Origin of the sequence: Stenotrophomonas acidaminiphila (assembly GCA_002951995.1) — a bacterium.
GTDB classification, from domain to species: domain Bacteria; phylum Pseudomonadota; class Gammaproteobacteria; order Xanthomonadales; family Xanthomonadaceae; genus Stenotrophomonas; species Stenotrophomonas acidaminiphila_A.
On sequence record CP019797.1, the window covers coordinates 198,982 to 222,017 of the forward strand.

The 23,036-nt window shown below is 68.4% G+C and carries 22 protein-coding genes, 1 tRNA gene and 1 pseudogene; 14 read left to right on the forward strand and 10 right to left on the reverse strand.

All coding sequences use genetic code 11. The features are described from left to right. Positions 1-30: 30 nt before the first annotated feature. Together B1L07_00815 and B1L07_00820 are read right to left on the reverse strand one after the other, a co-directional pair. Positions 31-936, reverse strand: a complete 906-nt coding sequence (locus tag B1L07_00815) for a hypothetical protein (protein ID AUZ53911.1) — start codon at positions 934-936, stop codon at positions 31-33. A 130-nt stretch (positions 937-1,066) separates the two neighbouring features. Then, positions 1,067-1,606: a gamma carbonic anhydrase family protein gene (locus tag B1L07_00820; protein ID AUZ53912.1), complete on the reverse strand. Its 540-nt coding sequence runs from the start codon at positions 1,604-1,606 to the stop codon at positions 1,067-1,069. Between the two features lie 314 nt (positions 1,607-1,920). Here B1L07_00820 and B1L07_00825 point away from each other — a divergent pair, with 314 nt between their 5' ends. The 4 genes from B1L07_00825 to B1L07_00840 all read left to right on the forward strand — a co-directional run bounded on the left by B1L07_00825 (position 1,921) and on the right by B1L07_00840 (position 6,226). Beyond that, positions 1,921-3,165 (forward strand): hypothetical protein, encoded by a 1,245-nt coding sequence (locus B1L07_00825; protein AUZ53913.1) that lies wholly within the window; start codon positions 1,921-1,923, stop codon positions 3,163-3,165. Continuing rightward, complete coding sequence (locus B1L07_00830; protein AUZ53914.1) at positions 3,165-3,713, forward strand: hypothetical protein; 549 nt, start codon at positions 3,165-3,167, stop codon at positions 3,711-3,713. The genes B1L07_00825 and B1L07_00830 overlap by 1 nt, the downstream gene beginning before the upstream one ends. A 76-nt stretch (positions 3,714-3,789) precedes the next feature. After that, complete coding sequence (locus B1L07_00835) at positions 3,790-5,646, forward strand: hypothetical protein (protein AUZ53915.1); 1,857 nt, start codon at positions 3,790-3,792, stop codon at positions 5,644-5,646. A gap of 403 nt (positions 5,647-6,049) precedes the next feature. Continuing rightward, entirely contained in the window at positions 6,050-6,226 is a 177-nt protein-coding gene (locus tag B1L07_00840) for an alginate O-acetyltransferase (protein AUZ56385.1), read from the forward strand. Positions 6,227-6,411: 185 nt separating this feature from the next. Here B1L07_00840 and B1L07_00845 read toward each other — a convergent pair whose 3' ends face one another. Further along, positions 6,412-8,301 carry a tRNA uridine-5-carboxymethylaminomethyl(34) synthesis enzyme MnmG gene (locus B1L07_00845; GenBank protein AUZ53916.1) on the reverse strand — a complete coding sequence of 630 codons (1,890 nt, stop codon included), beginning with the start codon at positions 8,299-8,301 and terminating at the stop codon, positions 6,412-6,414. A gap of 595 nt (positions 8,302-8,896) precedes the next feature. Next, positions 8,897-9,457, reverse strand: a complete 561-nt coding sequence (locus B1L07_00850; GenBank protein ID AUZ53917.1) for a hypothetical protein — start codon at positions 9,455-9,457, stop codon at positions 8,897-8,899. Positions 9,458-9,595: 138 nt separating this feature from the next. On the opposite strand from B1L07_00850, the gene B1L07_00855 reads away from it, so the two are divergent. The 3 genes from B1L07_00855 (at position 9,596) to B1L07_00865 (ending at position 11,613) form a co-directional block, all read left to right on the forward strand. Further along, on the forward strand, positions 9,596-10,558 hold the full coding sequence (locus B1L07_00855) for a serine dehydratase (GenBank protein ID AUZ53918.1): 963 nt from the start codon (positions 9,596-9,598) through the stop codon (positions 10,556-10,558). Beyond that, positions 10,555-11,157 (forward strand): protein sanA-like protein, encoded by a 603-nt coding sequence (locus tag B1L07_00860; protein ID AUZ53919.1) that lies wholly within the window; start codon positions 10,555-10,557, stop codon positions 11,155-11,157. The genes B1L07_00855 and B1L07_00860 overlap by 4 nt, the downstream gene beginning before the upstream one ends. A gap of 63 nt (positions 11,158-11,220) precedes the next feature. Then, positions 11,221-11,613, forward strand: a complete 393-nt coding sequence (locus B1L07_00865) for an isopropylmalate/homocitrate/citramalate synthase (GenBank protein ID AUZ53920.1) — start codon at positions 11,221-11,223, stop codon at positions 11,611-11,613. Between the two features lie 63 nt (positions 11,614-11,676). On the opposite strand, the gene B1L07_00870 is transcribed toward B1L07_00865, so the two are convergent. The 5 genes and pseudogenes from B1L07_00870 to B1L07_00890 form a co-directional block, all read right to left on the reverse strand. Beyond that, positions 11,677-12,567: a malonyl-[acyl-carrier protein] O-methyltransferase BioC gene (locus tag B1L07_00870; GenBank protein ID AUZ53921.1), complete on the reverse strand. Its 891-nt coding sequence runs from the start codon at positions 12,565-12,567 to the stop codon at positions 11,677-11,679. 23 nt (positions 12,568-12,590) lie between these two features. Then, positions 12,591-13,373, reverse strand: coding sequence for a 3-oxoacyl-ACP reductase (locus tag B1L07_00875; protein ID AUZ53922.1), 783 nt, complete (start codon positions 13,371-13,373; stop codon positions 12,591-12,593). 60 nt (positions 13,374-13,433) lie between these two features. Continuing rightward, positions 13,434-14,201, reverse strand: coding sequence for a pimeloyl-[acyl-carrier protein] methyl ester esterase (locus tag B1L07_00880; protein AUZ53923.1), 768 nt, complete (start codon positions 14,199-14,201; stop codon positions 13,434-13,436). Between the two features lie 16 nt (positions 14,202-14,217). Further along, positions 14,218-15,428: pseudogene (locus B1L07_00885) on the reverse strand (8-amino-7-oxononanoate synthase). A 139-nt stretch (positions 15,429-15,567) separates the two neighbouring features. Then, positions 15,568-16,596 carry a biotin synthase BioB gene (locus B1L07_00890; GenBank protein ID AUZ53924.1) on the reverse strand — a complete coding sequence of 343 codons (1,029 nt, stop codon included), beginning with the start codon at positions 16,594-16,596 and terminating at the stop codon, positions 15,568-15,570. A 43-nt stretch (positions 16,597-16,639) separates the two neighbouring features. On the opposite strand from B1L07_00890, the gene B1L07_00895 reads away from it, so the two are divergent. Continuing rightward, positions 16,640-17,374, forward strand: coding sequence for an amidophosphoribosyltransferase (locus B1L07_00895; GenBank protein ID AUZ53925.1), 735 nt, complete (start codon positions 16,640-16,642; stop codon positions 17,372-17,374). Between the two features lie 70 nt (positions 17,375-17,444). Then, entirely contained in the window at positions 17,445-18,020 is a 576-nt protein-coding gene (locus B1L07_00900; GenBank protein AUZ53926.1) for a hypothetical protein, read from the forward strand. Positions 18,021-18,069: 49 nt separating this feature from the next. Here B1L07_00900 and B1L07_00905 read toward each other — a convergent pair whose 3' ends face one another. Next, positions 18,070-18,963, reverse strand: coding sequence for a 4-hydroxybenzoate polyprenyltransferase (locus B1L07_00905; GenBank protein AUZ53927.1), 894 nt, complete (start codon positions 18,961-18,963; stop codon positions 18,070-18,072). A gap of 150 nt (positions 18,964-19,113) precedes the next feature. Between B1L07_00905 and B1L07_00910 the strand changes: the two genes are divergently transcribed. The 5 genes from B1L07_00910 (at position 19,114) to B1L07_00930 (ending at position 23,033) form a co-directional block, all read left to right on the forward strand. Further along, positions 19,114-19,190, forward strand: a tRNA-Arg gene (locus tag B1L07_00910). Between the two features lie 541 nt (positions 19,191-19,731). After that, complete coding sequence (locus tag B1L07_00915; GenBank protein ID AUZ53928.1) at positions 19,732-20,565, forward strand: AraC family transcriptional regulator; 834 nt, start codon at positions 19,732-19,734, stop codon at positions 20,563-20,565. A 225-nt stretch (positions 20,566-20,790) separates the two neighbouring features. Continuing rightward, entirely contained in the window at positions 20,791-21,645 is an 855-nt protein-coding gene (locus B1L07_00920; protein ID AUZ56386.1) for a hypothetical protein, read from the forward strand. Between the two features lie 158 nt (positions 21,646-21,803). Continuing rightward, positions 21,804-22,409: a repressor LexA gene (locus B1L07_00925; protein ID AUZ53929.1), complete on the forward strand. Its 606-nt coding sequence runs from the start codon at positions 21,804-21,806 to the stop codon at positions 22,407-22,409. Beyond that, positions 22,410-23,033 (forward strand): DNA lesion error-prone repair protein ImuA, encoded by a 624-nt coding sequence (locus B1L07_00930; protein AUZ53930.1) that lies wholly within the window; start codon positions 22,410-22,412, stop codon positions 23,031-23,033. Positions 23,034-23,036 lie beyond the last annotated feature (3 nt).

The following is a 23,036-nucleotide window of genomic DNA, read 5'->3' on the forward strand; positions in this document are numbered from 1 at the left end:
CGCCGGGCACCGTGGCGGCGTGCGCGCAGCTCAGCGCACCGTGCCCTTGTTGCGCTCGCCGAAGAACTTGCGCGCCACCCCGCCCAGCGCGATGGCGCCGATCAGCAGCAGCTTCCAGAACTTGGCGAAGACCAGGCCCAGCTTGGCGAACAGCCCGGCCTTGGCCGCCAGCCCGCCGCCGATCAGCGTGGCCACGCCGTAGGCGGCGATCTTGTCGGTCTTGGGGTTGTGGTCGGCATAGCGCGCGCCCGGCTCGAACTCGGCCATCGGCAACAGCTTCTCCATGCCGCTGCGCACCAGCCCCAGCTCATTCATGCCCGACACCGCGTTGAGGCTCAGGTAGCCGTGGCGGCCCAGCACGCGGATGTCGTAATTGAGCACGTGGTTGGGCTGGCCGTTGAACGCCAGCTCCTTGGCCCAGTACAGCTTGTTGTTGCCGGCGTCGTAGCGCGGCGGCACCGCCCAGCCCACCAGCTGCAGCGTGCCGTAGCCGGCCTTCTCGCGCTCGGGGTTGGCCGCTTCGGTCTGCTCCTGCATTTCGCGCAGCAGCTTGGCGTAGTTCATTTTCGACGCGTCCTCGTCGGACACGTAGCCGTCGTCCGAGTAGGTCACCACCACCGCCCAGCTGTCGTCATCGGCCAGGCTGGGCGAACGCGGCACCACCAGCCCCAGTACGTCGGCGTCGGGCGGGTTGCCCCACAGGTCTTCCAGCACGCGCCGCGCATCGGCCTGGTCCAGGTACTGGAACTCCGGGCCCAGGTTGAAGCGCGCCTTGGCCGCGGGCACTTCGATGGTGCCGGAGCGGAAATGCAGCGACTGCACGAACGCCGCCGGGTCCGGAGCGTCCTGCTCATCCTGTGCGTGGGCGGCCGGCGCAGCGGCGCAGAGCAGCGTTGCACCGGCCAGCAGGGCCAGCGCCATGGTTCTGATCGACATGAAATATTCCTTTCCCTGGAAAAAGGGCGTCCCCACGCCCGAGGCCGGCAGTGTGGGCCAAGCCCGGCCCGCGGGCAACGGCCAGCGCCGCCGATGCCCTGTAGCTGCGGGGCTTGCCCCGCAGGCTCCTTCAGCCCGCCATGCCCAGGTACTGGTCCTTCAACCGCACGTAGTGGTCCGCCGAATAGCGCAGCCCTTCAATGTCCTTCGCACTCAACGTGCGTACCGGCCGCGCCGGGTTGCCCACCCACAACTCGCCGCGCGCCACCCGCTTGCCCGGCCCCACCACCGCGCCGGCGCCGATGAACGCCTCGTCCTCGATCACCGCGCCATCCAGCACGCACGCGCCCATGCCGATCAGGCAGTAATCGCCAATGCGGCACGCGTGGATGATGCAGCCATGCCCCACGGTCACGCCCTCGCCGATCAGCGTGGGGTAGCCGCCCTTGTTGTACGGGCTCTCGTGGCTGACATGGATGATGGTGCCGTCCTGCACATTGGTGCGCGCGCCGATGCGTACATGGTTCACATCGCCCCGGATCACCGTGCCCGGCCACACCGACACGTCATCGCCCAGCACCACATCGCCGATGATGGTGCAGGCAGGGTCGATGTAGACGCGCTGGCCGAGGGTGGGGGTTTTGTCGAGGAAGGGGCGGAGGGATGGCATCGGAACAACTCAAGAGTTCAGACAAGAAACGAATGATACGGGTGCTGAGTGAAGCTGTTCGTCTGTCCGTTTTTCGACCCTTTGCAGTCGCTTGGAGCACGCGAGCTGTGTGCTTGCCACCAGAAATACGCGTGTTCCAGTGTCGTGGCCTAGTGCCGGCAGTGACCCGACTGCTGGTTATCAGGGAGGTCTTTAGAGCCTTGTCAATCTTCTCACCTACGGGTAAATAGAGGAAATCTGCACGGCACGTGCACCTTTACCTAGCCCGGTTACGGGCTCCGGCATTCAAACGGAACTGTTTGTCTGGGGGAGACATGTCAGTAATCGAACCTACGCTTCTCGCGCCGGACCAAGTCCTAGCGAAGAACGACCCAGGTGATGCAACCGAGCAACGATATAGGTTTCAGCACACTTGGGCAGCGGTCGTATCTTGTATGCTGCTGGATGACACCCAGGATGTTTGCGAGATTTTCTGTGAGCATCATGAGGATATCCTGCTAAAGCATCACGATGGCACCTTTACGGGCGAGCAAGTAAAGACCCGTGACTCGAGCCAGCCGATTTGGAAAGCAAGCGATTCCCAAGTGCGCGATGCATTCGCGCGATTTGTCCGACTTCAGGAGCAGTATCAGGGGCACTTTCGTGCCTTTCGGTTCCTCACCAATCATCCGCTTCATGTCGCGAACAATGCTCAGTCCATTGGATACGTACTTTCAGAAATAGCCAAAGCCCCTGAAATTTCGGATCTTCCCTCACCTGTCAAAGCTTGGCTTAAGCGCATTGCTCGCGATGTCGATGTCCCGGAGTCAATCGCATTTGGAGCACTGAAGAAGGCCACCGCTTCGGACAAACTCCCCAAGCTGGCTGACTCCACCATGCGACTTGTGCATGCTCTTGTGGGGTGTTGGTCGGGTGCAAAGGAATGTCCGCATGCTTCCGTTGAACGCGCTGCGTATAGTCTGATCGATGAGTGCGCGCGCGCCGCATCTCTAGATCATCTACAGCTGCTGCCCGCCTATTTGTTGGCAACTGACAGTCCTAATGTTGATGCATTAGCGCGCATTAATGGGAAGCGCCTGACGGCTGAACGAGTCATAGCCGTCCTTGACCAAGGGGTGAGCGCTACAGCTTCACTTGCGGGCGCACCAGATAAGTGGGCGGAGCCAGGACAGGGAAGCACGGACCTCATGCTGAGGAAGCTTGATGCCGGTGGTTTCTCAGCTGTATCTCGTAACGCAGCCGAGAACCTGCGTGATAAGGCTGACTACCTAGCAATTTCATGGACAAAGAAGTTCGGCCGCGAAGGAATGGGACGGTATGAGCACATTCGCACAATTGCCCTGAGCGACGCGGCCAAAGCGTTTGAAGCGACAAAAGCTGAAGGCAAATACTTCGGCCCCGAGATGCAGGAGAACCTGCGAGAGCGCTTTCAAGCGCGGAGAACCAACAACGAGCAGCTATTTGACTGCACAAACGACCATCTAGAGGGTTTCGCTTTCTCGCTTACCTCGCAGTGCAAAGTACAGTGGAGTATCGATAGACCTTGGGAAGATGACTAATGGACATAGTCGAGGCTGTCGTCAACCTAGATGGAGCACCGGAACTTCATCTGGCTCGGATCCTATTACTGCTCAATGCATTTGCAGGGGACGAGGGTGACGGATCAATTGAAGGACTTACGAAGCTTGCGAAACTGGACTTCTTGTTGCGTTATCCCGTAATGCTAGATCGAGCGCTTCAGGCAAAAGGCCGCTCCGCCAAAGAGGTTCGACTGGAAGACTATGAGCGGCAGAGCGTGGAATCCGAGATGGTCCGCTATCGCTTTGGCCCTTGGGATCACCGTTACCGTGAGTTTTTGAACATTCTTGTCGCCAAGAATCTAGCTGCTGTCTCAATCGAAGGTCGCAAAGTGGTGATAACGCTGACAGACAAGGGGCGCGGGATCGCAACGAATCTCATGGAGAGGCCAGCCTTCGAATCGTACGCACGCCGATCACTTCTGCTGAAGCGGAACTTCGACATGACTGCCACCAACCTTATGCGTTTCATCTATCAAACATTTCCGGAGATTGTGACGCTTCGTTCTAACCAAGTCATACCCACATGAATATACGGCTCAAAAGTCTCTTCATAATAACTAGGCAAACGACCGAGGTGCTTGAATTCTCCCCGGCGTCACCTTTTTGTATGGACCAGTCGGGACCGGAAAATCCACTGTCGCTCGCCTCATTGACTACTGTTTGGGCGGGGAGCTTGAACGAACACCTGCCGTGCAGAAGGAGTTTGTCTCCGTGCGACTTTCCGTAGGGCTCGGAGCTTTCGCCTGCACTCTAGAGCGATCGGCAACAGACACACAGGCAGTGCGAGTTTCCTGGGAAGCATCAGAGAATCAGATTGAATCGATCAATGCGCCGCTAGACGCAGGCTCTGAACCTATTGTCGGTGCAGACATTTATAATCTGAGCGACCTCTTGTTTCATTTGTGCGGAGCTGTCCCGATCAAGGTGAGAAAACGCGCTCGTGACCCGGACTCGCCGATGATCCGACTCAGCTTTCGGGACGTTTGGTGGTACTGTTATTTAGATCAAAGTCATCTTGATTCGTCATTTTTTAAGCTTGAAGACCCGTTCCGTGGTCGCAAGAGCCAAGATGCAATGCGCTTCTTTACTGGGCTTCATTCCGAGCGACTGAGCCAGTTGGAGACGGATCTTTATCGTGCAATCGACGATCAGAAGGGAAAGCGCGAGGCGGCGAATCAGATCCGGCGATTCATGGATCGGTTCGAGCTTGGGTCAGAGCTTGATGTTGAGAGCCGAATTGAAGCCGCCAAGCGCGATTTGTCTGACAATGAGGATAAGAAGCAGAAGCTCGAGTTGGAGCGTCACGCCGACATTCATCCGACAGACCCACTGCGATCTAAGCTGCGAGAAATGGGGGCACAGATCGCGGACTTGCGTAGTTCGATAGCAGAGACGGAGGCCGCAATCTCTGAGCAGAGATCGCTTCGGGCAGAGCTCATCACCACTAAGCTCAAGGCAGACCGTGCTGAGCAAGCTGGTCAGCTCCTTTCAGGAGTTGAGTACGTTAGGTGCCCAGAGTGCGCAACCGATATTTCAAGTCGTGCAGTAGAAGCTGGCAAGTGCGGACTCTGTTGTTCCGCGGCATCACCGCTGTCTTCTATTTCAAGCTTGGAACTGGAGGCCATGCGTCGCGAACTTAATGATCGAATTGATCAAATTTCCGATTCCATCCAGCGTCGGGAGCGCGCCATGGGTAAGTCTGTGAGGCAACTCGACATGGTTATGTCGGAGAAGGCGGCCCTAGACAGAACGTTGCAGCAAGAACTTGCTAGGTACGATTCCGCCTTTGTTGAGAATATCCGTTTATTTGACCGTGAAAGTGCCACGCTCTTGGAGCGTATCCGGTCACTTGAGAAGCTTCGTCAGATGCCTATGGCAATTACGGACCTCGAGAACCAAGCCGGTGAGCTGCAAGGGAAGATCGATTGCGTGCGAAGCGCCATCGAGAGCGAGGTCGAACGACTCAGAGCAGCAGATGCGAATGTGTCCGCTATTGCTGACCATTTTAAGGCAATCATGATTTCAGTCGGGTTTCCAGGAGTATCGGAAGATGATGAGGTGATAATCGATACTCGGACTTGGCGTCCCACTATTCTACATGGGGGCCAAGAGTGGACTTTCTGGGACGCCGGTAGCGGCGGGAAGAAAACGCTCTTCAACGTCTGCTATGCCCTAGCTGTCCACGAGGCTGCATTAGAGCGCGGCATGCCGGTGCCCAACGTGCTGGTTATCGACAGTCCTACTAAGAATATCAGTGACGATGAGAACCCTGAGCTTGTAGCCGGGCTGTATCGTGAGATCTATCGAATTGCATCGCGTCAGGAGGGAGACGCTATCCAGTTCCTGCTGATCGACTCCGATCTTGTAACCCCAGCTGGCGAATCCGCGTTCTTTACTTCCAGACACTTGGCAGGGGAACCGGGCGCTCCGAGCCTAATCCCCTACTACGCGGGCCCTTAGTCTTCGTTAGGAGACGTCGGGTGACCGGTTGATATCGCGTTCGACTAGCGCATTCTTTCCGCCAGTGTTAACGCGCACTGCGATGTCCGCTTCTGGCCGTAGCGGAAAGATCTGATTGACGATCTCGAAGACCACCTAGCACCATCAGCTCGCTACGGAGAAATCCGCAGCCGAGTTTGGCAGCTCGAAAACACAAGGATTCCCTATCGCACACGGAGTCCTACATGAGCCGTACCAAGGAAGTCACTCGCGTCTCCACCCCTGCGTCCAACCGCAGCCCATCCAGGCACGAGGCGTCCGCGCCGCGGATGATCGATTCGGCGCCCGTCCCGGAGTTGTTTTCGCCCCCGTTGCCACGCCATCTGCTTCCAGCGGTTGGGCGCGCATGCCCAAGCGCTGCACGATGGGCTGCCTGTACTACGACGAGCGCCGGGGCCAGCAGGTCGTGGGCAGGGCCGTGCCCAGGCTGCGCCTGTCCGGCCGTTGGCTGGAACGTTGCGGCTTTGCCGTGGGCGATGCGTTGCAGGTGACGGTGGGGAACGGGTTGTTGTTGATCAGCCGCAACACGAACGACGACTGAGCGGTGCCGCGCTGCGTCTGTTCAACGGTTGATGGCCGCCGCAGCGTGCATTCCGCAGTCATGAAAAGAAGAAGCCCGCTTGTGCGGGCTTCTTCTTGGTAATGCAGTCAGGTGCATGACGCGAAGGCATTGCGCAGGAGATCAAACGCCTTCTGCTCGACCAACGCCCCGCGCAGCAGACGCACTCACGCCACCTTCCCGCGCCGCGCCCGCTCCAGGTGCACCAGCAGCAGCGAGATCGCGGCCGGGGTCATGCCGGGAATGCGCTGGGCCTGGCCGATGGTCTGCGGGCGCACGCGTTCGAGCTTCTGCAGCACTTCGGCGGAGAGGCCGCGCACGGCGGCGAAGTCGAAGCCTTCGGCAATGGCGGTGTTCTCGTGGCGCTGCTGGCGTTCGATCTCTTCGCGCTGGCGGTCCAGGTAGCCGGCGTACTTGACGCTGATTTCCACCTGTTCGGCCACGCGCGCATCGTCCACGCCGGGGCCGAGCGAGGGCACCCGCATCAGCTTGGCGTAGTCCAGTTCCGGGCGCTTGATCAGGTCGAGCACGTTGGTTTCGCGGCTCACCGCCACGCCGGTGGTTTCCTGCACCTCGCGGCCCAGGGCGTTGGCGGGGGTGGCCCACAGGCCGCGCAGGCGCGCGCTTTCGCTGGCCACGGCGGCCTGCTTGGTTTCGAAGGCGTGCCAGCGGCGGTCGTCGACCAGGCCCAGTTCGCGGCCGGTGGGGGTCAGGCGCGCGTCGGCGTTGTCCTCGCGCAGCTGCAGCCGGTATTCGGCGCGGCTGGTGAACATGCGGTAGGGCTCGCTGGTGCCGTGGGTGATCAGGTCGTCCACCAGCACGCCGATGTAGGCCTCGTCGCGGCGCGGGCACCAGCCTTCGCGCCCCTGCACGAACCGCGCGGCGTTGATGCCGGCCAGCAGGCCCTGCGCGCCGGCTTCCTCGTAGCCGGTGGTGCCGTTGATCTGGCCGGCGAAGAACAGGCCGGCCACCTGGCGGGTTTCCAGCGTGTTCCTGAGCCCGCGCGGGTCGAAGAAGTCGTACTCGATGGCGTAGCCGGGGCGGGTGATGTGCGCGTGCTCGAAGCCGCGGATGCTGCGCACCAGTTCCAGCTGCACGTCGAACGGCAGCGAGGTGGAAATGCCGTTGGGGTAGATCTCCACCACGTCCAGGCCTTCGGGTTCGACGAAGATCTGGTGGCTGTCCTTTTCGGCGAAGCGCACCACCTTGTCCTCGATGGACGGGCAGTAGCGCGGGCCGATGCCTTCGATCTGGCCGCTGTACAGCGGCGAGCGGTGCAGCGCGTTGCGGATCACCTCGTGGGTGCGCTCGCTGGTGTGGGTGATCCAGCAGCTCACCTGGCGCGGGTGTTCGGCCACGTGGCCCAGGTAGGACATCACCGGCAGCGGGTCGTCGCCGGGCTGTTCTTCCATGACGCTGTAGTCGAGCGAGCGGCCGTCGATGCGCGGCGGGGTGCCGGTCTTGAGCCGGTCGATGGCGAACGGGCGCTCGCGCAGGCGCGCGGCCAGGGTGGTGGCCGGCGGGTCGCCCATGCGCCCGGCGGTGTACTGGGTTTCGCCGATGTGGATCTTGCCGGCCAGGAAGGTGCCGGCGGTGAGCACCACGGCCGGCGCATGGAAGGCCAGCCCGGTCTGGGTGATGGCGCCGCGCACGGCGTCGCCTTCGATGATGAGGTCGTCCACCGCGGCCTGGAACACGCTCAGGTTGGGCTGCGATTCGACGATGCGGCGGATCGCCATGCGGTACAGGTTGCGGTCGGCCTGGCAGCGGGTGGCGCGCACCGCCGGGCCCTTGGACGCGTTGAGCGTGCGCCACTGGATGCCGGCCAGGTCGGCGGCATGGGCCATGGCCCCGCCCAGCGCGTCGATTTCCTTGACCAGGTGGCCCTTGCCGATGCCGCCGATGGCCGGGTTGCAGCTCATCGCGCCCACGGTTTCCACGTTGTGGGTCAGCAGCAGGGTGCGGGCGCCGCCGCGCGCCGCGGCCAGTGCGGCCTCGGTGCCGGCGTGGCCGCCGCCGATGACGATGACGTCGTAACGATGGAAGGAGTCGGTCATGGGAAGCGGTGTGCCTGAAATGTGAAATCCATCGCCGGGGGCCGGGTTGCGGCCGCGGCGGCGGGCTGGTGATTTTACCGCCAATGCCCGGTGGGTACCGGCGGTGGCCTAAAGTTGGCACGCAAACTGCAGTTAACGTCATTGCACCCGGTGTGGCATGCGACATGGGCGCAGTGGCTGGAATTGGAACAGGGGCCAGCCGAAGCGCATACCGGGGAAGCATGGGGCCGGCAGTCGGGGACTGCCGGCCCTTGTTCTTTCCAGGGCCTGCACGGCGCCCGCGGCCGGTGGCCCTGCGTTGCCGCCCGCAGGTTGCGGTGGTGCCCGGCGCTGCTGCCGCTGGCTGCTCGCGCGGCGCCGGCGGGCGCCTGCCGCGATGCGCTGAAGCCAAAAAAGACGAAGCCCCGGCATGGCCGGGGCTTGTCATGTGTAGGCGCCGATGCCCGACAGGGCCGGAACAGGGGGGATCCAGATTTCCTGTGCGGACATCGACATGGAAGCGGTCGAGTGTGAAAGCCGGTTCGCGTCAGTTATGGACGCTTTCGGTCACTCGGCCAGACAAGATTGCCTGGTTTTTCAACAAATGCAAGCGGTTTCAGGGTTCCTGCTGCTGTGCCGATTCCATGCGCCGGGACTGTGACGGCGGTCGGGGTGGCGCGGGGCGGTGCATCATCGGCCGGGGTGCGCCGTTGGCCTGGGGCGAGGGCATGGCCCGCGGCACCTGCGCCTGCGGGCGCGGTTGCGGGCGCTGCAGGCGGTCCATGTCGCGCCAGGGCGACTTGCCGCCGCCGTCCACCGGCGGGCGGGGGCGCGGCGGGCGTCCGTCGCCATCACCGGGCCACGGCGGGCGGTGGCCGCCATCGCCGTTGCCATGCCCCGGCGGCGGCCGGTGGCCACCGTCATGGCCGTGCGGCGGCCGCGGCCGGTACGGCGGGCGGTACACCGGGTACGGGTAGCGGTAGTCGTAATAGCCGTAGCTGCCATAGCCATAAGGGCCGTAGCCATAGGCGCCGTAGGGATAGCCGTACGGGTAGGTGCGCTGCACCGACGTCGCGCCGCGGTAATAGCCGCCCGCGCCGCCGTCGACGTAGTCGTAGGTGGCGCAGCCGGACAGGCCGAGCAACAGGCCGGCCGAAAGGATCAGGCGCTTTTTCATGACAGTCCCCCGTTGGGTGCGCGGCCAGCTTCGGGCCCGCGCATTGAATCGGTCCTTAACCCTGCCGGCAGGGCTGAACGCAGGTGCAGTGGTGGCGTGAGATGGTCCGGCACCGGGGGCCTACGTTAACCTTTCCCCATGGTTGAACTCACCCTGCCAGGGCCGGCCGACGTGCTGGCCGCCGCGGCCCGCATCGCGGCCCACGCCACGGTCACCCCGGTGCTGCGGTCGCGCGAACTGGATGCGCTGGCCGGCGCCCGCCTGCATTTCAAGGCCGAGCACCTGCAGCGCGGCGGCGCTTTCAAGTTCCGCGGTGCCTGCAACGCGGTGTGGGCGCTGGACGCGGACACCGCGCAGCAGGGCGTGGTGACGCATTCGTCCGGCAACCACGGCGCGGCGCTGGCGCTGGCGGCGCGTTCGCGCGGCATTCCCTGCCACGTGGTGGTGCCCGAGGGCGCGGTGGCGGCCAAGCTGGCCAACATCGCCCGCCATGGCGCCACCCTGTGGCGCTGTGCGCCCACCCAGGCCGCGCGCGAGGCCGAGTGCGCGCGGGTGCAGCGCGACACCGGCGCGGTGCTGGTGCACCCGTATGCCGACGCGCAGGTGATTGCCGGCCAGGGCACGGCGACGCTGGAACTGCTGCGCCAGGCCGGCACCGCGCTGGACGTGGTGGTGGTGCCGGTCGGCGGTGGCGGGCTGGCCTGCGGCACCCTGCTGGCGCTGCAGCAGGCGGCGCCGGGCTGCGAGCTGGTGCTGGCCGAGCCGGCCGGGGCGGCGGACACCGCGCGGTCGCTGGACGCCGGCCGGCGGCAGGTGGATTTCGTGCCCGATACCGTCTGTGACGGCCTGCGCGGCGCGCTGGGCGAACCCAATTTCGCGCTGCTGCACGGCAAGGCCACGGTCGTGACCGTGGACGACGACGCCACCGTGGCGGCGATGCGGCTGCTGTGGCAGGTGCTCAAGCAGGTGCTGGAGCCGTCCTCGGCCACGGTGCTGGCGGCCGTGCTGGCGCAGCCGCAGCGCTTTGCCGGGCGCAACGTGGGCCTGGTGCTGTCCGGCGGCAACGTCGACCTGGACGCGCTGCCGTGGATGGGCGCATGAGCCGCCGGCGCGCGCGTCTGTTCGACTGGCTGTGGCGCCTGTGCGTGCTGCTGCTGCTGTGGCTGCTGGGCGTGGCGGCGTGGATCATCTGGGTGGGCGACCGCGACCAGGCCGCGCCGGCCGACGCGATCATCGTGCTGGGCGCGGCGGCCTACGACGCCAAGCCGTCGCCGGTGTTCGAGGAACGCATCCGCCACGGCCTGGACCTGTACCGCCAGGGGTTCGCGCCGAAGCTGATCTTCACCGGCGGTTTCGGCGGCGCCGGCGCGCGTTTTTCCGAATCGCAGGTGGCGCGCCGCTACGCGCTGAAACAGCAGATTCCGGCCAAGGACATCCTGATCGAAAGCCAGTCGCGCACCACCCGCCAGAACCTGGTCGAGGCCAAGCGGCTGATGGACGCGCACGGCATGCGCCGCGCCATCCTGGTCAGCGACCCGCTGCACATGGCGCGCGCGCTGCGCCTGTCCCAGGAGCTGGGCATCGACGCGCTGGCCTCGTCCACGCCGAGCACGCGCTTCCGCAGCTTCCACACCAGCTGGCGCTTTCTGGCGCAGGAAATCTATTTCTTCCACCGCGACCTGTTCGCCCGCGGCGCCTGAGCGCCGCTGTTCCTTCCGCGAGAACCCCATGAGCCACGACCTTTCCCCGCGCAGCAACAGGCCATCGACCTGGTGCGCGGTTACTACGATGCCTTCAACCGCGGCGACTGGGCCGGCATGCTGGAGCGGCTGAGCGACGATGTGGCGCACGACCTCAACCAGGGCGCGCGCGAAAGCGGGCGCGAGGCGTTTGCCGCGTTCCTGCGGCGCATGGAGGCCAGTTACCGCGAGCAGCTGCGCGAGGTGGTGGTGATGGCCAGCGCCGACGGCACCCGCGCCGCGGCCGAGTACGTGGTGCATGGCGAGTACCACCACACCGATGAAGGCCTGCCGCCGGCCAACGGCCAGCGCTACGTACTGCCGGGCGGCGCGTTCTTTGATATCCGCGGCGGGCGCATCGCGCGGGTGAGCAATTACTACAACCTGCAGGACTGGATCGCCCAGGTCGGCGGTTGAACGCAGCGCGGCGCATGCGCCGCGCACCCTTCCCGGCCGCGGCCGTGGCGGCAGGCCCCGCGGTTACGGGCTCTGCGGCCGGCGCCGGATCGGAATGGCCGACAGCGGCACCGCGGCCACGTCATGGCCGTGTTCGCGGATCGGCGCGCCCGGCTCCGGCGCCCAGGCGTGGGCGTAGATGACTTCCCAGCTGCTGGGCAGCTTGCCGTCGGCACGGCGCAGCGGTTCGTAGGCCGCCTGCGCGGCGTTGAAGCGGCTGCGCCCGGTGAGGGTGTGGCGGCGCCCGCTCAGCGCGTTGGTGGCGCCGATGGCCTTGAGCTCGCGCATCAGCGCCGGCAGGTCGTCGTAGGTGAGGGTGAACAGGTCGCGGTCCAGCACCGGGTCGCGGAAGCCGGCCATCATCAGCGCGTCGCCGAACTGCGCGATCTGCACGAAGCGGCTCACGTGCGGGGTGTCGTCGGCCTGGGCGAACGCCTCGCGCAGTTCCACCAGCGTCTCCGGGCCGAAGGTGGAGCACACCAGCAGGCCGCCGGGCTTGAGCACGCGGCGGAAGCCGGCGAACACCGACGGCAGGTCTTCCACCCACTGCAGGCACAGGTTGCTGAAGATCACGTCCACGCTGTTGTCGGCCAGCGGCAGCGCCCGCGCGTCGGCGCACACGCGCGAGAACGGGCGCCACCAGCCGGCCTGCTTCCTGGCCTCGGCCAGCATCGGCAGGGCCAGGTCCAGCGCGATCACCTGCGCCTTGGGCCAGCGCTTTTTCATCGCCGCGGTGGCATGCGCCGGGCCGCTGCCCACGTCCAGCACCACCTGCGGCTGCCGCGCTTCCAGGTAATCCAGCGATTCCAGCAGGCGTTTGCCGACCTCCTGCTGCAGCACGGCGGCGGCGTGGTAGCTGGTGGCGGCGCGCGAGAAGGCGCGGCGGACGTGCTTGGAGTCGAACAGGGCAGGCATGGGAATACGTGGTTGCTACGGGGTCAGAAGGTACCGGGGTAGGCGCCGCCGTCGATCAGCAGGTTCTGCCCGGTGATGTAACCGGCGTGCACGCTGCACAGGAAGGCGCAGGCGGCGCCGAACTCGTCCGGCGTGCCGAAGCGGCCGGCGGGAATGCCGGCGCGGCGGCGCGCGGCCACCTCGTCCAGCGGCAGCTGCTGGCGCCGCGCGCTGGCGTCCAGGGTGCCACGCAGGCGGTCGGTGTCGAACGCGCCGGGCAGCAGGTTGTTGAGGGTGACGTTGCGCGCCAGGTGGGTGCGGGCGACGCCGGCGACGAAGCCGGTGAGCCCCGAGCGCGCGCCGTTGGACAGGCCGAGGATGTCGATCGGCGCCTTCACCGCGCTGGAGGTGATGTTGACCACGCGGCCGAAGCCGCGCGCGGCCATGCCGTCGACGGTGGCGCGGATCAGTTCGATCGGGGTCAGCATGTTGGCGTCCAGCGCGGCCAGCCACTGTTCGCGCTCCCAGTCGCGGAAGTCGCCCGGCGGCGGGCCGCCGGCGTTGGTGACCAGGATGTCCACCTGTGGGCAGGCGGACAGCGCGGCCGCGCGGCCGGCGGCGGTGGTGATGTCGGCGGCGACGGCGATGACCTGCCCGGCGCCGGGCAGCGCGCGCAGTTGCGCCGCGGCCGCTTCCAGCGCGTCGGTGCCGCGGGCGACGATGACCACGTTGGCGCCTTCGCCGGCCAGCGCACGCGCGCAGCCCAGCCCCAGCCCCCTGCTGGCGCCGCAGACCAGTGCCCAGCGCCCGGCGATGCCCAGATCCATCGCGTTACTCCCGGTGTGTCCCGTGGCCGCACATGATCGGCGATGCGCGCAGCTGGCGGCTCACGCGCAGGCCGCAACGAAGCGTTGCAGCCGCCCGGCGACGTCGTCGGCGTGGCCCAGGAACGGCGCGTGGCCGCCGCCGTCGATGGTGTGCGCGGTGTGCAGCCCGGGCGGGGCCAGCGCCGCGGCGCCGTGCATGGCGTTGGCCGGCACCAGCCGGTCGCGCTGGCCGCCGATCCACAGGCCGGGCACGCGCAGCCCGGGCAGGGCGCCGCGCAGGTCGCTGCGGTCCAGCAGGGCCAGGCCTTCGTGCAGTGCGCGCGGTGCCGGTTCGCCGCGCGCGACCAGGGCCTCGCGCAGGGTGCGCAGTTCGCTGCGCGCGTGCTGTGAGCCCATCACGTCCAACGCCAGGAAGCGTTCCAGGGTGCCGCGGTAGTCCTGTTCCAGGTCCTGGCCGAACTGTTCGAACACGCTGCGCTCCACCGCGTCGGGCCAGTCGGCGTCGCGCACGAAGCGCGGCGTGGCGGCCAGCATCGCCAGCCCGCGCACCTGCGGCAGGGTGGCCGCGCCGTGCAGCGCCACCAGCCCGCCCAGCGACCAGCCGCACCACACCGCCGGCGGGGTGGCCGCGGCAATGGCGTTGACCAGGTAGGGCAGGCGCAGCGGGGTGTCGTCGTCGCGGCTGAAGCCGTGGCCGGGCAGGTCCACCACGTGCAGCTGGAAGTGTGGCGACAGGCGCTGCACCAGCGGCGCGAAGATGCCGCCGTGCAGCGCCCAGCCGTGGATCAGGACCAGTGCCGGGCCGCTGCCGGTGACGTCGATATGCATGCGTATACGGTGTGCTTCAGGCGCTGGCGGTGTTCAGCGACTGCTCGTAGGCGAGCAGGTCGCGGGCGCGGGCGGTGGCTTCGACCAGCGCCTTGACCTGTTCCAGGGTGTGCAGCGCCGACAGGGTGATGCGCAGCCGCGCCTTGCCTTCGGGCACGGTGGGCGGGCGGATCGCCCCGACCATGAACCCGGACTGCTCCAATGCCGCGCCCAGCGCCATCACCGTGGCCTCGTCGCCGCACAGCAGCGGCTGGATCGGCGTTTCCGAGGGCATCAGTTCCAGGCCGTTGCGGCGCGCGCCATCGCGGAACGCGGCGATCAGTTCGACCAGCTTCTCGCGGCGCCAGTGGTCGCGCCGCGCCAGCTTCACCGCGGCCAGCGAGGCGGCGGCCTGCGCCGGCGGCAGCGCGGTGGTGTAGATGTACGGGCGCGCGGTTTCGGCCAGGTGCTGGATCAGGCTTTCCTCGCCCAGCACCACCGCGCCGTGGCCGCCCAGCGCCTTGCCCAGGGTGGCCAGCTGCAGCGGTACTTCGTTGACCCGAGCCCGGCGTCGGCCACGCAGCCGCGGCCGTGTTCGCCGACCACGCCGATACCGTGCGCGTCGTCCACGTAGAACAGCGCCTCCTGCATGCGCGCCACCAGCGACAGCGAGCGCAGCGGGGCGACGTCGCCGTCCATGCTGAACACGCCGTCGGTGGCGAGCATGGCGGCGCCGTCGGCGGCGTTTTTCAGCTGGCGCATGGCGCCTTCGCTGTCCAGGTGCGGGTAGCGGCGCAGGCGGCAGCCGGCCAGGCGGGTGGCGTCGAGCAGGCTGGCGTGGTTGAGGCGGTCCTGCACGCAGACGTCGCTCTCTTCGGACAGCAGTGCCTGCTGCACGGCGAGGTTGGCCATGAAGCCGCTGTCGAACAGCAGCGCGCGCGGATAGCCGAGCCAGTCGGCCATTTCGCGTTCCAGCTGCTCGTGCAGCGCGTGGTGGCCGCAGACCAGGTGCGAGGCGGTGCTGCCGGCGCCTTCGCGGCCGGCGGCGTCCTGCAGCGCGGCGATCACTTCGAACTGCTGCGACAGGCCCAGGTAATCGTTGCTGCAGAAGCCGGTGAGCCACCTGCCGCCGACTTCCAGGCGCACGCCGTCGCGGCGGCCGACGCTGCGGCGCACGCGGACGCGCCCCTGCGCTTGGCGGAGCTTGCGCTGGTCCTGCAGGCGGGCGAGGAGGTCGGGGCGGGCCATGGCGTCAGTTCATGGACGGGTGGGCGGCTAGCGTAACCGGTCGCCGCTGCAGCCGCTTGCGGCGCGGCCCGGCGGCAGGCCGCGCGGCGTGGGGGCGCGGCGATGCCGGGCACCGCCGCCGCTGCCTGCCGCGGCCGGTTCAGGCGGTCGCCGCGCAGGCCGGGGCGATGTCCAGGTGCACGGTGCCGGGGTGGTCGTGGTCGTCGGCATCCACGTTGACCTGCATCGGCGAAATGCCCAGCCGCGCGAACAGCGCCTGGTCGCGCGCGGTGTCCGGGTTGCCGGTGGTCAGCAGCTTTTCGCCGTAGAAGATGGAGTTGGCGCCGGCGGCGAAGCACAGCGCCTGCAGTTCGTCGCTCATGCTCTCGCGCCCGGCCGACAGCCGCACCATCGAGCGCGGCATGGTGATGCGCGCCACCGCGATCATGCGCACGAACTCGAACGGATCCAGCTCGGCGCTGCCATGCAGCGGCGTGCCGGCGACCTGCACCAGGCGGTTGATCGGCACCGAGTCCGGGTGCGCCGGCAGGTTGGCCAGCGCCAGCAGCAGGCCGGCGCGGTGTTCGCGGGTCTCGCCCATGCCGACGATGCCGCCGCAGCAGGTCTTCAGCCCGGCGTTGCGCACGTGTTCGAGCGTGTCCAGCCGGTCCTGGTACTGGCGGGTGTGGATGATCGAGTCGTAATAGTCCGGCGCGGTGTCGAGGTTGTGGTTGTAGTAGTCCAGCCCGGCGTCCTTGAGCGCCTGCGCCTGGTGGCCTTCGAGCATGCCCAGGGTGGCGCAGGTTTCCAGGCCCAGCGCCTTCACTTCGCGGATCATCGCCGCCACCTTGGGGATGTCACGGTCCTTGGGCGAGCGCCAGGCCGCGCCCATGCAGAAGCGCGAGGCGCCGGCCTGCCTGGCGGCGCGGGCGCGGGCGACCACGCTGTCGGTGTCCATCAGCTTCTGCGCGTCCACCCCGGTGTCGTAGCGCTGCGCCTGCGGGCAGTAGGCGCAGTCTTCCGGGCAGCCGCCGGTTTTGACCGACAGCAGGGTGGAGACCTGCACCTGCGCCGGGTCGAAATGTTCGCGGTGCACGCTGGCGGCGCGGAACAGCAGTTCGGGGAACGGCAGGTCGAACAGCGCCAGCAATTCCTCGCGGCTCCAGTCGTGGCGGATGACGGCGGGCATCGGTGTTTCCTGACAGATCGGGCAACGGAAGCGGGGCAGTCTGGTGAGCATGCAGTCTGCTGTCAACAAATCATTCGGCGCTTTGGTTTACAGGGTGGGCGCGGCGCTGTCCGGGCTGGTGTTCCCGCCGTTGTGCCTGGTCTGTGGCGAGCCGGGCACGCCCGGCCGCGACCTGTGCGCCGCCTGTGCGGCCGCGCTGCCCTGGCTGGAATGCGCCTGCCGTGGCTGCGCCCTGCCACTGCCGGTCACCGAGCCGGACGGGGCGCTGTGCGGCGCCTGCCAGGGCGCGCGTTCGCCGCTGGCGGCGGTGCATGCCGCGCTGCTGTACGCGGCGCCGGCGGACGGGCTGCTGCGGCGTTTCAAGTTCCATGGCGACCTGGCCGCCGGGCGCCTGCTGGCGCAGCTGATGCACGCCCGGCTGGCGCCGGTGGCGCGGCCGCAGGCGCTGGTGCCGGTGCCGCTGCACCTGTCGCGCCTGCGCCGCCGCGGCTACGACCAGGCGCTGGAGCTGGCGCGGCCGCTGGGCCGCGCGCTGCAGCTGCCCGTGCTGGCCGGCCTGCACCGCACCCGCGCCACCCCGCCGCAGTCCGCGCTGGATGCGGCCGCGCGCCGGCGCAATCTGCGCCAGGCCTTCGCCGCCCGCGGGCGCCTGCCGGCGCACGTGGCGCTGGTCGACGACGTGATGACCACCGGTGCCACCGTGCAGGCCGCCGCGCGCGCGCTGCGCCGGGCCGGGGTGGTGCGGGTCGATGCCTGGGTGTGCGCGCGGGTACCCTGAACACGGCAGGGCGACACGCCCGGCCTATGCTTGTCCTGCAACGCATTCCCTGACTGCAAGGAGCGATGACATGAATGGCAACCCGAATTTCCCTTCCGACACGCTGCTTGGCGCGATGTCGCGCCACTGGTGGGTGGTCCTGCTGTTCGGCCTGTTCGCGGTGGCTTTCGGCGTGCTGGCGGTGATGGCACCGGTACGCACCGCCGCGGTGCTGGCGCTGTGGCTGGGGGTGGTGGCGATCGTCGAGGGCGTGGTGGCGCTGGCCGCGGCGATCGCCGGTTCGGCGCCGGTATCGCGGGGCTGGGCGGTGTTCTACGCGCTGGTGTCCATTGCCTTCGGCGTGCTGGCGATCCTCAACCCGCTGGCCACGGCGAGCGTGTTGCTGCTGTTCCTGGCGGCGTGGCTGGTGGTCGGCGGCATCTACCGCATCGTCTTCGCCATCCGCGTGCGCAAGCACATCCGTGGCGAATGGCTGCTGGTCCTCAGCGGCCTGCTGGCGGTGGTGCTGGGCGTGCTGTTCGCGCTCAACCCGCTGAGCGGGCTGATGGTCACGTCGCTGTGGATCGCCGCGATGGCGCTGGTCTACGGCGTGCTGCAGGTGGTGGCGGCGTTCCGCCTGCGCCGGCTGGGCAGGATGGCGGCCTGAGGCACCGCCGCGATGGCAGCGGCCCGTCCGGTGGCGGGCCGCTGCCCGGTCAGTGCAGGTACTGGCTGGCGACGATGCCGGCGAACAGCACCGCCCCGACCCAGTTGTTGTGCAGGAACGCGCGGAAGCAGGCCTGGCGCTCGCGCGTGCGGCAGATCCAGAACTCCCAGGCCACCAGCGCCACCGCCACGCCGAGGCCGGCCCAGTACGCCATGCCCAGCCCGGCACGCTGGCCGGCCAGTGCCATGGCTGCGAAGAACAGCGCGTAGAGGATGCCCTGGATCACCAGGTCCAGGTCGCCGAACAGGATGGCGGTGGAATGCGAGCCGACCTTGAGGTCGTCGTCGCGGTCGACCATCGCATACCAGGTGTCGTAGGCGGTGGACCACAGGATGTTGGCCGCGTACAGCACCCAGCCCAGCGGCGGCACTTCGCCCTGTACCGCGGCGAAGGCCATGGGGATGCCCCAGCCGAAGGCCATGCCCAGGTAGACCTGCGGCAGGTGGGTGTAACGCTTGAGGTAGGGGTAGGTGGCGGCCAGGAACACGCCGACGAAACTCAGCCCGATGGTCAACGCGTTGAGGGTCAGCACCAGCGCGAATGCGACCAGCATCAGCCCGGCGAACAGCGCCAGCGCCTGGCGCCCGGACACCGCGCCGGTGGCCAGCGGGCGGTCCTTGGTGCGCTTGACGTGCGGGTCCAGCCAGCGGTCGGCGTAATCATTGATCACGCAGCCGGCCGAGCGGGTCAGCCACACGCCGGCGGTGAACACGAACAGCGTCCACGGTGCCGGCATGCCACCGGACGCCAGCCACAGCGCCCACCACGTCGGCCACAGCAGCAGCAGGGTGCCGATCGGGCGGTCGGCGCGCATCAGTTTCCAGTAGCTGGCCAGCCGCGACGGCACCGGCGCCGGCTGTTGTTGGTAGCGTTCGTAACCCATGCGCACAGGTTACCAGCCGGGCCCGGCGGTCCGTTGCCCCGGGTGGGTGCGATGGGGGCAGACCTGCGCATGCATTTACCGTTAGAATGCGCGTCCGCCCGGCAGCGCCGGACGGTGGGGAGCCACCTGGCTCCCGCAGCGACACACAACGCGCCCGTAGCTCAGCCGGATAGAGTAGTGGCTTCCGAAGCCATTGGTCGGGGGTTCGAATCCCTCCGGGCGCGCCATCTTTCGATGTCGCTTCGTCGCGATTGCCGGCCTTCGCGCAGGGCGCCAAGGCGTTCGATGCCGCGCACGCCGGTGGCGTGCAGGCGCGGCCTCTCACCCCTCCGGGCGCGCCATCTTTCGATGTCGCTTCGTCGTGATTGCCGGCCTTCGCGCAGGGCGCCAAGGCGTTCGATGCCGCGCACGCCAGTGGCGTGCAGGTGCGGCCTCTCACCCCTCCGGGCGCGCCATCTTCGATGTCGCTTCGTCGTGATTGCCGGCCTTCGCGCAGGGCGCCAAGGCGTTCGATGCCGCGCACGCCGGTGGCGTGCAGGCACGGCCTCTCACCCCTCCGGGCGCGCCATCTTCGATGTCGCTTCGTCGCGATTGCCGGCCTTCGCGCGGCGCGCCAAGGCGTCCGATGCCGCGCACGCCGGTGGCGTGCGGCTCGCGTCATCCCATGCTGGCGTCGCTGCTGGAAGTGCCCCCGCGTGCCGCAAGAACTGCTAAACGCCGCGTTTCCGGCTCCGCTATCCTTGCCCGTGTTCACCCGCAGGACGCAGCATGAACGCAACGGCAAAAGTGTTGTGGCACATCGAATGCCATGACGATGGCGCGCTGGCGCTGGCGGATATCGCCGCCGCGGTGGGGCTGTCGCCGTTCCATCTGTCCCGCGTGTTCCATGGCCGCACCGGTACCCCGTTGATGCGTTACCTGCGTGGCCGGCGGTTGACGCTGGCCGCGCGGCGCCTGGCCCAGGGCGGCGATGACATGCTGCAGCTCGCCCTGGACAGCGGCTATTCCACGCATGCCGCCTTTACCCGCGCGTTCTGCGGCCAGTTCGGCAGCACTCCCGTGCAGGTGCGCGACCGTGGCCTGGCGTCCCTCGCCCTGGTGGATGCGCTGAAGGTGGACGAGGCGGCCGCGGGCGACGGGATCGCGCTGCGACGGGCCGCGCTGCCGGCGTTCTCGGTCGCCGGCATCGGCCGCCGCCATAGCCGCTTCAGCAACGGCGAAATCCCCGGCCAATGGCAACAGCTCGGCCGCCAGTGGACGCGCCCGGCGCCGGTCAGCTATGGCGTCTGCATGAACCGCGACGACGACGGCGGATTCGACTACATCGCCGCGGTGCCGCTGGACCCGGCGCTGCCACCGCCCCGCCACTGGCAGCGTGTGGACCTGCCGGCGATGCGCTACCTGGTGGCCTGGCATGCCGGGCACGTGTCGTCCATCCGTTCGACCTGGCGCTGGCTGCGCGAGCACTACCTGCCCGCGGCGCGGATCGCGCTGGCCGACACACCGGCGTTCGAGCGCTATGACCGGCGCTTCGACGACCGCAGCGGCGATGGCGGCGTGGAGCTATGGCTGCCGCTGGCCGAAACCCCGCAACCGGATTGACCGATGCCCTTCCTGTACCCGGCCCTGGCGCTGGCCCTTGGCGCCCTGCAACTCGTTTCCACCCCACCGCCGCCCAAGGCGGGCGAACGGACCGGCATGGCCACCTCGGCGACCGCTGCCATCCGCGATGCCGGGCAGCGCGATGCCCTGCGCTTCACGGTGTGGTATCCGACGCACACGGCAACCGCGGAAACGCCGCTGGCGATCGGCCCGCCCGGCGCCCCGCTGTTCCAGGAAGCGGGGCGGGTCGAGGACGCACCGGTCAGCGGCGGGCGGCTTCCCACCCTGCTGCTGTCCCACGGCAACGGCGGAACGGCGCGGATGATGGGGTGGCTGGGCACGGCGCTGGCCCGCGCGGGCTACCTGGTGATTGCGGTCGACCACCCGGGCAACAACGGCATCGACCCGATGACCCTGGCCGGCAGCGTGCTCCCCTGGCTGCGCGCCGATGACCTGGCGACGGCGCTGGCGGCGGTGCAGGCGGATCCGGTGCTTGGCGCGCATGTGGATGCCACGCGGCTCGGCCTGGTCGGGTATTCGGCCGGTGGCTTCACCGCGCTGGTCGCGGCCGGGGCGCGCCCGGACATGCCGCGCCTGGCGCGTTTCTGCGCCGCGCACCCCGACGATGGCGTATGCCGGCCGCAGGACGAGTCGCCCACCCACACCCAGGCCGCCCGTCTGGCCGCGGCGGCCTCCCCGGAACTGGCGCCGCATGTGCGCCAGGCGGGCCAGTCCCGCGCGCTGCCCGGGGTGCGCGCGGCTTTCCTGCTGGCGCCGGCGATCGTGCAGGCGTTCGACCCGGCGGAACTGGAGGCGCTGCCGCTCCCGCTGTCGATCATGGTGGGCACGGACGACGCGGTGGCCGCCCCCGCCAGCAACAGCGACGTGGCCGCGGTGCTGGCCGGCAATGCCGTGCTCCGCCACCTCCCCGGCGTGGCCCACTACGATTTCCTGTCCGAATGCACGCCGCTGGGGGCGAGCCGGCTGCAGGCGCTGTGCCACACCCGGGTCCCCAAGGCCGCCACGCACGCGGCGGCGGTGGACGAAGCCCTGCGTTTCTTCGGCGAAAACCTGCGTTAGCGGCGCGGGCCGTGCCTCCGGCGCGGGCGCGCCGGGGATCGGCCGCGGCGCCGGGAAGTACCCGCACCACCCGCGGGCGGCGGGCAGCCCCGGCACTTTGCGGCGGCAGCGGGGCAGCACTGGCTACGGCGCTCGCTTGGGTGTACAAATGTACACCCATGATCCCCGCCGACCTGCCACCGCAGCGCGCCGCCGTCCTCGCCTTCCTGCGCGGGGAGCTGGCGGCCGGGCGCGCGCCCAGCCTGGCCGAGATCGCCGATGCCTTCGGCTTTGCCTCGCGCAACGCCGCGCAGAAGCACGTGCAGGCGCTGCTGGCCGATGGCCTGCTGGAGCAGCTGCCGGGGCGCAAGCGCGGCCTGCGCCTGCCCGGTGGCGACGCCGACCTGCTGCCGTTGCCGGTACTGGGGCGGGTGGCGGCGGGCCAGCCGATCGGCGCCGACATCGGCCTGGACCAGCAGTTCTGGCTGGACCGGCGGCTGTTCGCGCTGCGCCCGGATTACCTGCTGCGGGTGCAGGGCGATTCGATGATCGACGACGGCATCCTCGACGGCGACCTGGTCGGGGTGCAGCGCACGCCCGAGGCGCGCGACGGCCAGACCGTGGTGGCGCGCGTGGACGGCGAGCTGACCATCAAGCGCCTGCAGCGTGGGCCGCGGCGCATCCACCTGCTGCCGCGCAACCGCGCGCATGCGCCGATCGAGGTGCGGCCGGGCCAGGATTTCGCCATCGAAGGCGTCTACTGCGGGCTGGTACGCCCGGGTTGAATGGGCACCGTGGTCGCCCTCGACAGCCTGCTGGCGGCGCAGACGCTGTGGCACGCCGGGCGTGCCTCGGCCGCGGCGCTGGGCGAGCCCACCGGCCACGCCGCGCTCGATGCGCTGCTGCCGCAGGGCGGCTGGCCGCGGCACGCACTGACCGAACTGCTGTTGCCGGCCGATGGTGTAGGCGAGCTGGCGCTGCTGCTGCCCACGCTGGCGCGGCTGAGCCAGGCCGGCGCCACGGTGGCGGTGGTGGCGCCACCGTATGTGCCCTACGCCCCGGCCTGGCAGGCCGCGGGCGTGGCGCTGGAACGGCTGGAGATCGTGCAGGCCACGCCGCGCGATGCGCTGTGGGCGTTCGAGCAATGCCTGCGCAGCGGCGCCTGCGCCGCGGTGCTGGGCTGGCCGCGGCAGGCCGACACCCCGGCGCTGCGGCGGCTGCAGGTGGCGGCCGACAGCGGCCAGTGCCTGGGGTTCGCCCTGCGCGACCGCCGCCATGCGGCCAATCCCTCGCCGGCCGCGTTGCGCCTGGAAGCGGTGCGCGACGCGCACGGCGGCAGCGCCTGGCAGGTGCGCAAGTGCCGTGGCGGCCCGGCGCCGGCGCGCGCCTTCGCCCTGGCCAAGCGGTGAGGC

Excerpts from the sequence above, each read along its gene's own strand:
- B1L07_00815 (AUZ53911.1), bottom strand. The coding sequence starts at position 936 with ATGTCGATCAGAACCATGGCGCTGGCCCTGCTGGCCGGTGCAACGCTG.
- B1L07_00820 (AUZ53912.1), bottom strand. The coding sequence starts at position 1,606 with ATGCCATCCCTCCGCCCCTTCCTCGACAAAACCCCCACCCTCGGCCAG.
- B1L07_00825 (AUZ53913.1), top strand. The coding sequence starts at position 1,921 with ATGTCAGTAATCGAACCTACGCTTCTCGCGCCGGACCAAGTCCTAGCG.
- B1L07_00830 (AUZ53914.1), top strand. The coding sequence starts at position 3,165 with ATGGACATAGTCGAGGCTGTCGTCAACCTAGATGGAGCACCGGAACTT.
- B1L07_00840 (AUZ56385.1), top strand. The coding sequence starts at position 6,050 with ATGGGCTGCCTGTACTACGACGAGCGCCGGGGCCAGCAGGTCGTGGGC.
- B1L07_00845 (AUZ53916.1), bottom strand. The coding sequence starts at position 8,301 with ATGACCGACTCCTTCCATCGTTACGACGTCATCGTCATCGGCGGCGGC.
- B1L07_00850 (AUZ53917.1), bottom strand. The coding sequence starts at position 9,457 with ATGAAAAAGCGCCTGATCCTTTCGGCCGGCCTGTTGCTCGGCCTGTCC.
- B1L07_00855 (AUZ53918.1), top strand. The coding sequence starts at position 9,596 with ATGGTTGAACTCACCCTGCCAGGGCCGGCCGACGTGCTGGCCGCCGCG.
- B1L07_00860 (AUZ53919.1), top strand. The coding sequence starts at position 10,555 with ATGAGCCGCCGGCGCGCGCGTCTGTTCGACTGGCTGTGGCGCCTGTGC.
- B1L07_00870 (AUZ53921.1), bottom strand. The coding sequence starts at position 12,567 with ATGCCTGCCCTGTTCGACTCCAAGCACGTCCGCCGCGCCTTCTCGCGC.
- B1L07_00875 (AUZ53922.1), bottom strand. The coding sequence starts at position 13,373 with ATGGATCTGGGCATCGCCGGGCGCTGGGCACTGGTCTGCGGCGCCAGC.
- B1L07_00880 (AUZ53923.1), bottom strand. The coding sequence starts at position 14,201 with ATGCATATCGACGTCACCGGCAGCGGCCCGGCACTGGTCCTGATCCAC.
- B1L07_00890 (AUZ53924.1), bottom strand. The coding sequence starts at position 16,596 with ATGCCCGCCGTCATCCGCCACGACTGGAGCCGCGAGGAATTGCTGGCG.
- B1L07_00900 (AUZ53926.1), top strand. The coding sequence starts at position 17,445 with ATGAATGGCAACCCGAATTTCCCTTCCGACACGCTGCTTGGCGCGATG.
- B1L07_00905 (AUZ53927.1), bottom strand. The coding sequence starts at position 18,963 with ATGGGTTACGAACGCTACCAACAACAGCCGGCGCCGGTGCCGTCGCGG.
- B1L07_00915 (AUZ53928.1), top strand. The coding sequence starts at position 19,732 with ATGAACGCAACGGCAAAAGTGTTGTGGCACATCGAATGCCATGACGAT.
- B1L07_00925 (AUZ53929.1), top strand. The coding sequence starts at position 21,804 with ATGATCCCCGCCGACCTGCCACCGCAGCGCGCCGCCGTCCTCGCCTTC.
- B1L07_00930 (AUZ53930.1), top strand. The coding sequence starts at position 22,410 with ATGGGCACCGTGGTCGCCCTCGACAGCCTGCTGGCGGCGCAGACGCTG.